Source organism: Sunxiuqinia indica, assembly GCF_009847015.1.
Classification (GTDB): domain Bacteria; phylum Bacteroidota; class Bacteroidia; order Bacteroidales; family Prolixibacteraceae; genus Sunxiuqinia; species Sunxiuqinia indica.
In genome coordinates, this window is sequence record NZ_WVEM01000001.1 from 478,288 (window position 1) to 491,083 (window position 12,796).

The 12,796-nt window shown below is 41.5% G+C and carries 9 protein-coding genes and 1 tRNA gene; 6 read left to right on the plus strand and 4 right to left on the minus strand.

Translation table 11 applies throughout. The annotated features are described in order from the left end of the window. Positions 1–9: 9 nt before the first annotated feature. Positions 10–3,219 carry an error-prone DNA polymerase gene (locus tag GR929_RS01885; RefSeq protein ID WP_159517214.1) on the plus strand — a complete coding sequence of 1,070 codons (3,210 nt, stop codon included), beginning with the start codon at positions 10–12 and terminating at the stop codon, positions 3,217–3,219. A 188-nt stretch (positions 3,220–3,407) separates the two neighbouring features. Here the strand turns inward: GR929_RS01885 and GR929_RS01890 are convergent, their stop codons facing one another. Continuing rightward, on the minus strand, positions 3,408–4,640 hold the full coding sequence (locus tag GR929_RS01890) for a multidrug effflux MFS transporter (RefSeq protein ID WP_159517215.1): 1,233 nt from the start codon (positions 4,638–4,640) through the stop codon (positions 3,408–3,410). A 310-nt stretch (positions 4,641–4,950) separates the two neighbouring features. After that, positions 4,951–5,022 (minus strand) — tRNA-Arg (locus tag GR929_RS01895). A 147-nt stretch (positions 5,023–5,169) separates the two neighbouring features. Here GR929_RS01895 and GR929_RS01900 point away from each other — a divergent pair. After that, positions 5,170–5,973, plus strand: coding sequence for an HD domain-containing protein (locus GR929_RS01900; RefSeq protein ID WP_159517216.1), 804 nt, complete (start codon positions 5,170–5,172; stop codon positions 5,971–5,973). Positions 5,974–6,020: 47 nt separating this feature from the next. After that, the gene (locus GR929_RS01905; protein ID WP_262886035.1) at positions 6,021–6,233 is read left to right on the plus strand and encodes a (2Fe-2S)-binding protein; all 213 of its coding nucleotides are present in this window, start codon (positions 6,021–6,023) and stop codon (positions 6,231–6,233) included. 29 nt (positions 6,234–6,262) lie between these two features. Here GR929_RS01905 and GR929_RS01910 read toward each other — a convergent pair whose 3' ends face one another. Continuing rightward, the gene (locus GR929_RS01910) at positions 6,263–6,913 is read right to left on the minus strand and encodes a response regulator (protein WP_159517218.1); all 651 of its coding nucleotides are present in this window, start codon (positions 6,911–6,913) and stop codon (positions 6,263–6,265) included. Further along, positions 6,906–7,865: a sensor histidine kinase gene (locus GR929_RS01915; RefSeq protein WP_159517219.1), complete on the minus strand. Its 960-nt coding sequence runs from the start codon at positions 7,863–7,865 to the stop codon at positions 6,906–6,908. The genes GR929_RS01910 and GR929_RS01915 overlap by 8 nt, the downstream gene beginning before the upstream one ends. 136 nt (positions 7,866–8,001) lie before the next feature. Here GR929_RS01915 and GR929_RS01920 point away from each other — a divergent pair, with 136 nt between their 5' ends. From GR929_RS01920 to GR929_RS01930, 3 genes are all read left to right on the plus strand, one after another. Next, positions 8,002–8,169, plus strand: a complete 168-nt coding sequence (locus GR929_RS01920) for a YqaE/Pmp3 family membrane protein (protein WP_159517220.1) — start codon at positions 8,002–8,004, stop codon at positions 8,167–8,169. Continuing rightward, entirely contained in the window at positions 8,166–9,284 is a 1,119-nt protein-coding gene (locus GR929_RS01925; RefSeq protein ID WP_159517221.1) for an endonuclease/exonuclease/phosphatase family protein, read from the plus strand. Before GR929_RS01920 ends, GR929_RS01925 begins: the two co-directional genes overlap by 4 nt. Positions 9,285–9,367: 83 nt before the next feature. Further along, positions 9,368–12,682 (plus strand): UvrD-helicase domain-containing protein, encoded by a 3,315-nt coding sequence (locus tag GR929_RS01930; RefSeq protein ID WP_159517222.1) that lies wholly within the window; start codon positions 9,368–9,370, stop codon positions 12,680–12,682. Positions 12,683–12,796 lie beyond the last annotated feature (114 nt).

A 12,796-nucleotide genomic window follows, 5' to 3' on the forward strand; every position in this document is an offset into this window, starting at 1 on the left:
GAAAATGAAATGAATTATACGGAATTACAAGTAACATCGAATTTCACCTTTCTTCGGGGCGGCTCACATCCAGAGGAACTAGTTGAACAGGCTGCAAAGCTGAGCTACAAGGGCATTGCAATCACCGACCGCAATACCCTGGCAGGCATTGTTCGTGCCCATGTGGCAGCACGAGAAAACTGTATTCGCCTTATTCCTGCCTGTCGCCTCGACCTGTTGGATGGTCCCAGTTTACTGGCCTACCCGACGAACAAGGAAGCCTATGCCAATTTATCGGCATTGCTTACCGCAGGCAACCTCAGAGCCGAAAAAGGGGAGTGTCACCTCTATTGTGCTGATGTGTATAAATATGCTGCCGGTATAAAATTTATTGTAGTGCCGCCGACTTCGCTCAATGCTAATTTCGACTTTCAACCTGAATTTATAACAGCCCTGAAAGAATATAAAGAAATGCTGGGTGATGAACTGTATCTTGCAGCAGCCTTTTCGTATCAGGGAAACGACCATAAACGACTATTTCGTCTTTCTCAGCTCGAAGCCCGATTGGGAATTCCGATGGTTACGACCAATGATGTGCATTACCATGAGTCTGGGCGCAGGGAATTGCAGGATGTGCTAACCTGTATTCGCGAGAAATGTACCATTCATAATGTAGGCTTCAAACTACACCAAAATGCGGAGCGTTACCTAAAACCAGTTTCTGAGATACGCAGACTTTTCCGCGAGTATCCCCAGGCTGTTTGGCGTTCGCAGGAAATTGCTGATGCCTGTCAATTTTCGTTGGATGAGTTAAAATATCTCTATCCGGAAGAAATAACGAGCGAAGGACGAACGCCCATGGAAGAGTTGGTTTACCTCACCTGGAAAGGAGCTCATGAGCATTTTGGCGAACAGATTCCCGCAAAAGTTAAAGAAACCATCGACATGGAGCTGGAGTTTATTGGTCGGAAAGACTATGCTTCCTATTTTTTGACGGTGTACGACTATGTGCGCGAAGCCCGCTCGCGGGGAATTCTTTGCCAGGGGCGTGGTTCTGCCGCGAACTCGGTCGTTTGCTATTGTCTTGGTATTACCTCGGTCGATCCCTCTAAATTTAAATTGCTATTTGCCCGGTTTATGAGTGACGAACGCAATGAGCCGCCCGATATTGATGTGGACTTTGAGCATGAGCGTCGGGAGGAGATCATGCAATATATTTACGAGAAATACGGGCGCGATCGGGCGGGTATTGTAGCCACCGTAACACAAGTTCATTGGAAGGGAGCTGTGCGCGATGTGGGGAAGGTAATGGGTTTGTCTACCGATGCAATCAATGTACTTTCGAAATCGGCCTATGAGTTTACTGATGATTGGTCTACCGGGAAAGCAAAAACATCTGGAAGTTTTAATGCCAAAGATCCTCTTCTGCGAAAGGTGTTGGAACTCACCAGGCAGTATATCGGATTTCCTCGACAATTAGGACAGCACACGGGTGGATTTGTCATAACGCGGGGAAAACTGCACGAACTGTGTCCTATTCTGAATGCCCGCATGGAAAAGCGCACCTGCATCGAATGGAATAAAGACGATGTTGAAGCATTGGGTTTTATGAAAGTTGATGTGTTGGCTTTGGGAATGCTGACCTGCATCCGAAAAGCATTCGACCTCGCCAGGCAGCACTATAACTTGGATCTCACCTTAGCCAATATCCCCCAGGACGATCCAACGGTTTACGAGATGATTAGTCATGCCGATACGATTGGGGTATTTCAGATTGAAAGTCGGGCGCAGATGTCGATGCTGCCACGCTTAAAACCGCGAACTTTCTACGATTTGGTGATTGAAGTGGCCATTGTGCGACCGGGGCCTATTCAGGGCGATATGGTACATCCTTATTTGAAAAGACGAACTGGTGAAGAACCGGTGGTGTTTCCATCAAAAGAACTGGAGGATATTCTGGGACGAACATTGGGTGTGCCTTTGTTTCAGGAGCAAGCTATGGAGATTGCGATTGTAGCGGCTGGTTTTAAACCTGCTGAAGCTGATGGACTGCGACGAAGTATGGCCACTTTTAAAGCCAAGGGAAAGGTAAGCCGTTATCGGGAAAAACTGGTGAATGGTATGGTGGCGAATGGTTATGAGCAGGACTTTGCCGAGCGGGTGTTCAAGCAGCTTGAAGGTTTTGGAAGTTATGGTTTCCCGGAAAGCCATGCGGCTAGTTTTGCTCTGCTGGTTTATATCTCATCCTGGCTAAAGTGTCATTACCCCGATATTTTTGCAACAGCTCTGCTCAACAGTCAGCCCATGGGGTTTTACCAACCGGCACAACTTGTTATCGATGCCCGAAAGCATGGTGTGATTGTTCGTCCGGTAGATGTCAATTATTCGGCGTGGGATAATGCTCTGGAAGAAAAAGATGGCCGTTACTGTGCGGTGCGATTGGGCTTCCGTCAAGTAAAGGGACTCCGAGAGGAAGATGTGCTGACACTCGTTTCAGAGAGAAGCACATTTTTTCGAAGTACAAACGAACTGCTTGATGCCGGTGTTTCGCCATCTGCTTTGGAAAGACTTGCCGATGCCGATGCTTTTCGCTCTATTGGTCTCGATCGGCGACAAGCACTGTGGGAGGTGTCGGCTTTAAACGATCATCTTGCTGGAATATTCACAGGAACGCCTTCGCAAAGTGCAACCGAAGAATCTGCAGAACTGCCAGTCATGACTGATGGAGAACACGTGATTCAGGACTACGCCAGTACAGCACTTTCACTAAAAGCTCACCCGGTGAGTTTCCTTCGCCAAAGGCTGACGCAGTTGCAAGTTACACCAACATCGAAATTGAGTAAAATGAAAAATGGTCAGTTTGTGAAAGTATGCGGACTAATAACAGTGCGGCAACGCCCTGGAACAGCCAAAGGGGTTCTGTTTATAACGATTGAAGACGAAACCGGTTTTGCCAACTTGGTGGTTTGGTCTAAAGTGTTTGATAAATATCGTAAAGTGATTTTACAATCCCGCTTACTAATGGTTGCAGGGAAACTACAAATTGAAGGCGAAGTCATTCATGTGGTGGTCAATTCCTGCTTCAATTTAAATAATTTGATGAGGTTGGATGTTGACGGCCGTAATATTGGTTCGACACAGAAACCGGTAAGTTCGGAGGAAAAGAGTGGGGAAGAAGAAAAATCGTCAGGTAATCGAATTGTGCAGGGTGAACTTTTTCGCTCACGGGATTTTAAGTAGCAAAGCCTGATGATAATGTTTCCATTCTGCTACTCAAATTACTATTGGATTGCTTCAATCTTTGCATTCAGCAAGACCATGTGGGCAGCACGGACTTTTTGTCCGTCAGTTAAACGACTGCCGGAATTTAATCCTTAACAATCTGAAAACAGTTGACCGTTTTGGCTGAAGATTTTGAGTCTGTTTTTTTATCTTATTGCAAAGGAAAGGTTCATGCGCTTTCTATTAACGAATAAAATGGAAAAGGAGATTAATGCTGTTGCAACCATCATCCCGGCTATCGGAACTCCATCGGTCACATTCAATAAGCCGATTCCTCCCGTAGTTAATCCTGCAATTCCGATGCGGATGGTACCTACCAAGGCAGATGCGCCTCCCAACTTTTTCTGAATAGGAGCAAGAGCCAGTGCAATACCATTGGGAGAAGTAAATCCCAGACACAATAAAATAAAAAACAAAAATACAATAATGGTATTTCTTCCGTACCATCCGTTTAATGTTCCGATGTAGAATAGCGCTGCAATAGACAGTTGGCAAATCAAAGCAAATTCAAATATTTGCTGACTCCTGAATCTCTTCAACACAATAATATTCAGCTGACTTCCTCCTATAAAGCCAACCGAGAGCATCGCGAAAACAATACCGAAGCTTTGTGCTGTCATGTGATATTTTTCCATGAAAATAATAGGCGACCCGGCGACGTAGATAAACAGCGATGAGAATGAAAAAGCCCCAGCTAAAGCATAGGTAATAAATTGACGTTGATTCAGTATTACCCAGTAATCTTTTGCCAAATCTGATATCTTCAAACTTGAATTTTTATCAGGAATATAGTTAACCGGAAGGGCAAAATAAACAAGGCTCATGACTGCTACGGCCATTAACGAAAGAAATACAAAAATCCATTGCCACCCCACATGGGCAGTAATGTAACCTCCAAGAGTTGGGGCAAGAAGCGGTGAACTGCCAATGACTAAAACCAGTAAAGAAAAAACCCTGGAACTTTCCTCTGGTGGGAAAAAATCGCGCACCATAGCTAATGCAGACACAGATGCAACAGATGCCCCCAGTGCCTGAATAAACCGAAATACGATAAAGGAACTTGAATCCCAGGCAAAAATACAGGCGATACTAGCCAGAATGCTAATCACTAATCCAAAATAGAGGGGTGATTTTCTACCATATAAATCCAGTAGCTGACCATAAATTACCTGTCCCGTCGCAAAACCTATAAAAAAAGTGGTTAGCGAGAATGTCATCCTTGCTGACGTCGTGCCGAAATAATCGGCAATATGGGGCATGGCAGGTAAATAAGTGTCAATTGAAAAGGGCACATATGCCGTTAATATACCAAGGATTATTATTGTTTTTGTTTTGCTTTGTCCTGTATTACTATATTCTGAAGGCTGATTCGTATTCATCGCTGTAATAAACATGTAGATTCAACGAAAGTTTTGTTCATATCTGCTAAAAATAGAACTTGTTAGTTATCCTTAATCCGTGTCTGAGGTTAACGCCGTACTAAACAATCAGAAAACAGTTGACCGTTTTTTTATTGGGTTTATGCCGCAGTCTATTGCTACCCAAAGGGCCTGTCTGTCTGAAATTGGAAAACCTTTGCTTAAAATTTGAGGGATCGTCATAAAAGATATCAATATCAAATATGACACGATGTAAAATAAAAAAACTCCTGCCAACTATTGTTGACGGGAGTTTGATGTATTTGTTTAGTGATCCCACCGGGATTCGAACCCAGATCTTAAGAACCGGAATCTTAAATTCTATCCATTGAACTATGGGACCAAAAGCGTGTGCAAAAATAGTAAAACAATCGTTTTTTAACAGGATTTCTAATAAAAACTTAAAAAGAACGTTAAGCTTCTAATATTGTTAATAAACTACTTTATTAAAGAGTAGATTAAAAGACAAAAGGTTTATTTTTGTAGCACCATGGAAGAATTATCAGTTGTAAAAGAAAACATACAGGCTGCACGTAATTTCTTTGAAAAATACACAGCCGTATTTTTAAAGCAGTCAGACCCCAAAATGGCTGAAGTTCTCGCTTTAAAAAGAGAACACTCTTTGCAAGTCTCCAAAATTAGCGGCGTTGTAGCTACTAATCTGATGCTTGAAGAGGAAGATATTTTGTTAGCCGAAATAATTGGTTTATTGCATGATGTAGGCCGTTTTGAGCAGTTTGTTCAATATCAATCTTTTGATGACGAGCAGTCGGAAAATCATGCTCAACTAGGGGTTAATATTTTGAGAGAACAGACATTCTTCAAGAATTTGCCCGAGGTAAAGAAAAATTTGATAACTCAGGTTATTCTCAACCACAACAAAGAAGGCATTTCGTTAAAGGAGGATAAGCTGATTGTTACTTATAGCCAGATTCTTCGCGATTCTGATAAGCTTGATATTTGGGAAACCTGTGTTAAAAACTTGAATCGCGATGGTTCTTTTAAGCTCGATGCCATTAGTCATGGCTTGCCGGCAGCAGGCACAGTTAGCGATAATATTGTAAAAAGCATTAAAAGTCATAAACCGGCCAAACGCAAGGATATGGAATCGGTTAATGATTACAAGTTGGCTATTATGTCAATGGTTTTTGATTTGAACTTTCGTGTTAGTTTTCAGTTGTTGAATGAGAAGCAATTGATTAAGAAGCTGTACGAATCGATGTCGAAAAAAGATGTGGTGATTGATGCGTACCGGGAGCTTCGACTATACATCGAAAATAAATTTATTGTGTAGTCGGACGTAAACAGAAAACCGACTGTATAAGTAATGGAGGGTAAGTGATGGGAAACCGATTGGTTTGCATATGCAACATGGTGTCAGAAAAAGAAATTATTTCAGCCTTGAAAAAAGGAGCTACTTCAACCGAAGATATTCAATATGCAACGCGCGCAGGAACCAGCTGTGGCAAATGTTTGATGACTATTGATCAAATCGTTCAGGAATATGAAATGGAAGAGGCCATTAACAATCCTCAGCGAAAGCTTGATTTATAGTTTGATTTTTGAATTGAACATGGTGCTACCTAGATTTCAACCAACTGATTTTTGATCGCATACATCACCAGTTGGGCAGTATTTTTACTTTCGCTTTTTTCCAAAATATTGGATCGGTGTTTGTCAACTGTTCTTTTCGAAATATAAAGCTGATCGGCAATTTCCTGATTTGAAAATCCCTTGCAGATTAAGATTAAAATTTCAATTTCGCGTTCCGAGAGTATATGTTGCTTTTCGTGATGCTGCGACTTGGTTCGCAGACTGCTGACCAGGGTTTGCAACAATTCCGAAGAAAAATAAGTGCCTCCTTCAACAACCGTTTGCAGGGCAGTTTTAACTTCGCTGATGTCCGAGTTTTTTAGTAAAAAACCTTTGACCCCGGCATCTACCATTTTGTAATAGTAGTCCTCTTCGCCATACATCGATAGGGTGATGATCTTGATATCAGGATACTTACTAACCGCTTTTTGAGCCGCTTCAATACCATCCATTACAGGCATGTCAATGTCCAACAACACCAGATCAGGAACTTGCGTTTCCAGCAAGTCTAAAAATTCTTGACCATTAGCAGCTTCAGCACTTATCTGATAGCCAGATAGGTTGTTGAGCAAAATTCGCAGGCCATTTCTAAACAGAGTATGATCATCGACCAGGATGATATTGTATTGTTCTTTAGTCATTTTTTGTTTTTACATTGATGTTTACCTGTGTCCCTTTTTCCAGTTCACTATGGATGTTAATTTCTCCTTTTAAAGAGTTAATCCTTGAATATATATTCGAAAATCCCATGCCGCCAATCATCGGTTGCTGGTCAAGTTTTTCCTTGTTAAAGCCTTGCCCATCATCGTGATAGAAAATACTGATGTGGTTCGCTTCCTTGAGAACTGATAGTTGAACATTTTTTGCATTGGCATGCTTAATGGTGTTGTTAATTAGTTCGCAAATAACCCGATATAAAACAACTTCAGTATTATTGTCGAAACGCTCGTTTCCCATATTCGATATTAATTCAATCTGAATAACTTTAGTGACATTAATTTTGTTTATAAAATTGCGTAAAGCTCGCAACAAACCAAAATTATTTAGCACATGTGGACTGAGGTTATCCGATATTTCTTTTAGTGATTTGATGGCCTCATTAATGACCATCTCGGTATTTTCAACAATTTCCTTTGACGCTTTGTCGTGTTCGAGTTGTGCCAGCGAAGAGACCGACATTTTTACTGTTGAGAGCAATGGTCCCAATCCATCGTGCAAGTCTTTAGCAAACCGTTTTCGCTCTTTCTCTTCGGTTTGAATAATGGCATTCAGAAACATTTTTTCCGTCAGCCTACGCGAATCTTCAACGCGTTTCATGTACTTAAAAATGCGCTGGATCATGAATACTCCGATGGCAAAACTCAGGGAAATAACAACGCCAAACCAAATGGCAACTTCGCCCAAATCCTGCGGCTCAAAATTGCTAATGAACGGCAAAAACTCCATTGTGCGGCTAATGGCCACGAAGATAAACCCAATGGTCAGCAATATCCACGAAAAATTATACTTGGTGACTCGTGTCAGTTTAATAGCCACTCCTGCAGCGAAAAATTGCAGAATGATGGAAATTCCCAATAAAATTTGAAGTACCATGATCGTTGAATTAAAGCTTCTTGCAAATGTACGATTGCCAGTGAGCTTTTCAAATATTGAATTGCTGTTACCACTACTCGTTTAAATTTGTATCTTGCATCTAGAGTAAACAAAAGTTAAACTTTAAATTTCGAATATGAGTTTTTTACGCATTTTATTTGCCATTATTTTACCGCCGCTGGGTGTGTTTTTAACTGTTGGAATCAGAGGCGCTTTTTGGTTAAACATCTTATTAACCCTGTTAGGCTTTATCCCCGGAATTATACACGCGGTATGGATTATTGCTAAGCATGACCAGGTATGAGTGGTATTGAAATCATCTTGTTTTCCTTAGCAGTGCTTTTCGTGGCTGCTACACTTGCTTCGCATTTAAAATGGACGGCTTGGTGGATTCGTGTAACTGATTTTCCCCGTTTGCAGATTACTATCTCCATGCTACTCATCTTTATATTGAGCTTGGCTTTTTATCGTTTCAATGAAGCCTGGCAAATAATTATTAGCAGTTTATTGCTGCTGAGCATCGCGTATCAGGTGGTGAAAATCAGTCGTTACACCATCTTTTCGCCAAAGCAGGTTGTGGCTTATCATGGAAATGATCAGGAGCAATCCATTTCGCTAATGGTTAGTAATGTGCTACAAACCAATAGAAATTCGTCAGAATTACTCAAACTGGTTGAAGAACTGAAACCCGATTTGCTGCTCACTGTCGAAGCCAACGATTGGTGGGAAAAACAATTGAGCCTCATCGAAAAGGATTATGTACACACTATAAAAAAGCCATTGGATAATTTGTATGGCATGATTTTATACTCTAAACTGGAGCTGAAAGATGCGCAAATCAACTACCTGATTGACGACGATATTCCTTCCATTGAAGCACAGGTGAGGCTACGATCGGGCCAACTTATTCAAATTTACTGCTTGCATCCCAAGCCTCCGTTTCCAACAGAAAGTGATACAAGTACCGAGCGCGATGGAGAACTGTTACTTGTTGGTAAAAAAATTGAAAAGGAGCGCACTCCTGCTTTGGTGTTCGGCGATTTTAACGATGTGGCCTGGTCCAAATCAACCCGCATGTTTCAGAAAGTGAGCCAGCTGCTGGATCCCCGGATTGGGAGGGGATTTTTTAATACCTTCCATGCACAACATTTTTTGATGCGTTGGCCACTGGATCATATTTTTCATTCTTCCGATTTTAAGTTGATTAAAATTAAGCGCTTAAAGTCCATTGGTTCCGATCATTTCCCGATGTATATCAGTCTTCACTTTGAGCCGACTTCCAAACAGTTGCATGAAGAACCGCAGGCAGACCGGCAAGAAGAACAAGAAGCCAAGGAGAAAATCAGAGATGCAGACCCAAAAAAATACCAGCAATTGGCTGCGCCTGAAAACGGCTTGGGAATTACACCGAATCGTTAAATAGTCTCATTTATCATGTATTTTTTGACAACATCGGTTAATAGCCGTTCTCAATTTTTAATCGACCTTTTAGCATAATTCGCATGTCAAAATTAAAAGTTTACAAAGCTTCAGCAGGTTCCGGAAAAACCTTTCGTTTGGCGTTGGAGTACCTGAAAATCGCACTGGCGAATGAATGGAACTACAAAAATATTCTGGCGGTAACCTTTACCAATAAGGCAACCACCGAAATGAAGGAACGGGTAATTGAGGAGCTGTACGTGTTGTCGAAAGAGCGACCTTCAGCGTATTTGCCTTTGCTGATGGAAGAGATGAAACTGGGGGAGGTAGAAATTGCTGATCGTGCCCGCATCTGTTTAAAACGTATTTTGCACGATTATTCGCGCTTTTCAATCAGCACAATCGATAGTTTTTTTCAACGTGTCATTAAGTCGTTCAATCGGGAGTTGGGCATCAATACCGCTTATCAAGTCGATTTGGAAGATAACCTGATTTTGGAAGAGGCCGTTGATGAATTGCTGCTTTCAATTGAAGAAAATCCGGAATTACTGGAGTGGCTGAAAAAATTTGCCAATGAGAAGATTCGCGAGGGGGGCGGCTGGAACCTGAAAAACGATATTCTCAAACTTGGGGTGCAGATATACAATGAAACCTTCAAGGCATTGAATAAAACCCTGCATGAAAAAATTAATGATAAGCAATTTATTAATGCCTATAAAAACGAACTGAACACAATCATTCATCAATTTGAAAATAACCTGAAACGAATTGGACGAGCAGGACTACAAGTGATGCAGCAACATGGCGTTTCAGTAGATGATTTTAAGTACAAGAAGACCGGGGCCTCAGCTTCTTTTCAGCGGTTGGTTGACTTGAACCTGGATAGCTGGCCCGGCAAACGGGTTGTTGAAGCAGCCGACGATCCGGAGGTGTGGACAAAGAAAAATGACGAAGCGAATGTGTTGGAAGCTGCCGCTGCCCTGCAGTTGTTGTTGTGTGAGGCCGTTGAATATTATTTCAAAAAATTACATGAGTATAACAGTGCCAAATTGATTGTCAATCAGCTCTACACGCTGGGTATTTTGGTCGACTTGCAGGCCATGGTGCGTAAAGTGACTCATGAAAAAGGAGTCGTATTGATTTCCGATTCGGGCACCTTGCTGAAAAGTATTATTGATGATTCGGATGCGCCGTTTATTTATGAAAAAACCGGCGTTTTTTACAATCACTTTATGATTGACGAATTTCAGGATACCTCGGGTTTGCAGTGGGGAAATTTCAGACCATTAATTGGAAACTCACTAGCCGAAGATAATCTTGGTATGGTTGTGGGAGATGTGAAACAAGCGATTTATCGCTGGCGAAATGGAGATTGGAATTTGCTGGCACAGGAGGTAAACAACCAGTTTCCTGCAAATGGGGTAGAAGAGGAGACCCTGCAAATGAACTGGCGCAGCACCGGAAATGTCATCCGATTTAACAACCGTGTTTTTCAGATATTGCCACAACTCTTTCAGCAACACGTCAATAATGAATTGGAGGAAAACAGGCTGAAAGGTACATTGATGACTGAACAGATTGAAAAAATATATAGCCAAAGCCTGCAGCAAATTGCGAATGCAAAAACAGCTGACAGCGGGGCTGTTCGCATGCGTTTTTTTGATAAACCCAAAGATGAAGAAAAGGAAAACTTACTCGAAACAGTTTTAGATGAGCTGGTTGCTCGTATAAAAGAAGTGCAGGGTATGGGAGCAGGTGCTCGCGAAATAGCAGTGTTGGTGCGTAAAAAAGACGAAGCCAAGTTAATTGCAGACCGCTTGCTAAAAGAAAAATCAGCCAATGAGTCTGATTATAATTTCAATATTTTGTCCAGCGAATCGCTGTATGTGAAAAACTCTTCAGCCGTTAGTTTTGTGCTTGCTTTGCTGCAATTATTAGCCGATCCGAACGACGCGGTAGCTCTGGCACTTGCCAATCATTTGTACTACAGTGAATTGTTTGATCAGCTTCAGATTATTCATCGAGTTCCTGATTTAGCAACGCCAGGTTCCGATCAGTTAAGCATTGGTTTTGATTCATTAAACAAGCCGGATCGAACCAGTTGGTTTGAAAAATTAAAAGATGATAAAAATATTCTATCTGATTTCCTGAATAGCGCCTATTTTTCAGAAACGCTTAGCGGGCGGAATATTCAGGAGATTATTTTTAAAATTTGTGAGCTTTTCAATTTGTTTGAATTGCAGGAAGAGTTGGCCTATTTGCAAGCATTCATCGATCAGGTGGCCACCTTTATGAAAAACAGAACGACTGATATTGCTGCTTTCCTGATTTGGTGGAATGAGCAAGGTAAGAAAAAGACCATTGCGGTTTCTGAAGCGTTGGATGCCATTCGCATACAAACAATTCACAAAGCCAAGGGATTGGAGTACAATTATGTGTTTATTCCTTTCTGCGATTGGAAGATTGAAGTTTCGGCTCAACACGCACCAATGCTATGGTGTCGCCCCAAACTACCGCCGTTTGACCAGTTGGAGCTGGTTCCCGTTAAATTTGAAAAACGAATGGGTGAATCCATCTTTTTTGAAGAATATTTTCAGGAAAAAATCAGTAATTATATCGACAACTTAAACATGCTTTACGTGGCTTTCACAAGGGCTCGAACAGCTTTGTTTACCTGGTCGGTGACTTCAGGTAAGTTTGGCAATATTGCCGATGTTTTGTTTCAGTCGATGGAAAAAGCCGATCATTTTGCACATGATGGTGCTACGGAACTTTTTTGTGAATTGAACGAGTACTTCGACGAAGAAACACAGACTTTAACCTACGGGGAAATTACGAGTTCAACTAAACGAGAGGAAGTGAAAGACAATCGGCTGCAATTGAATGAATTTCGCTTTGTCGATTTTCATGATTATTTAAACCTCCGGAAGCGAAATGAGCATTTCTTTGTAGAAGGCGAACTGGCATCAACAAAAATTAATCAGGGCCGGATTTTTCATGAAGTGCTGGCTAACATTTCAACCATGAGCGATTTGAATTCGGCAGTAGACGACTTGGTATTTAAAGGACTAATTCCAACTGATGAAGGTGAAAAGATGAAGATTCAATTAAAAGAACTAATCACTGATCCTGAGGTGTCAGGTTGGTTTGATGGTACTTTTAGGGTGATGAATGAACGTTCGATATTGACCGGTACCAAACTGAAACGCCCGGATCGTATCATGCTAAAGGATGATGAAGTGATTGTGGTGGATTATAAATCGGGCGAGAAAGAGTTGGACAAATACCATTATCAGGTTGGCAGCTATGTGAAAGAGCTTAAACGATGTGGGTACACCAATGTTGCCGGCTATATTTGGTACACGCAAACCAACAAACGTGTAAAAATAGACGGGTAACTGGAGATGGAAGAACAATAGAAAGCAATAAAAAATGGTTGGAAACAAGGCGATACCATACATCTTCAACCATTTTCTCCCATCATCAGCGTTGAATTATTGATTCGTTATGAA

Bases quoted from the DNA above. Each gene is read 5' to 3' on its own strand.
- GR929_RS01925 (WP_159517221.1), top strand. From the start codon at position 8,166: ATGAGTGGTATTGAAATCATCTTGTTTTCCTTAGCAGTGCTTTTCGTG.
- GR929_RS01915 (WP_159517219.1), bottom strand. From the start codon at position 7,865: ATGGTACTTCAAATTTTATTGGGAATTTCCATCATTCTGCAATTTTTC.
- GR929_RS01890 (WP_159517215.1), bottom strand. From the start codon at position 4,640: ATGAATACGAATCAGCCTTCAGAATATAGTAATACAGGACAAAGCAAA.
- GR929_RS01885 (WP_159517214.1), top strand. From the start codon at position 10: ATGAATTATACGGAATTACAAGTAACATCGAATTTCACCTTTCTTCGG.
- GR929_RS01905 (WP_262886035.1), top strand. From the start codon at position 6,021: ATGGGAAACCGATTGGTTTGCATATGCAACATGGTGTCAGAAAAAGAA.
- GR929_RS01930 (WP_159517222.1), top strand. From the start codon at position 9,368: ATGTCAAAATTAAAAGTTTACAAAGCTTCAGCAGGTTCCGGAAAAACC.
- GR929_RS01900 (WP_159517216.1), top strand. From the start codon at position 5,170: ATGGAAGAATTATCAGTTGTAAAAGAAAACATACAGGCTGCACGTAAT.
- GR929_RS01910 (WP_159517218.1), bottom strand. From the start codon at position 6,913: ATGACTAAAGAACAATACAATATCATCCTGGTCGATGATCATACTCTG.
- GR929_RS01920 (WP_159517220.1), top strand. From the start codon at position 8,002: ATGAGTTTTTTACGCATTTTATTTGCCATTATTTTACCGCCGCTGGGT.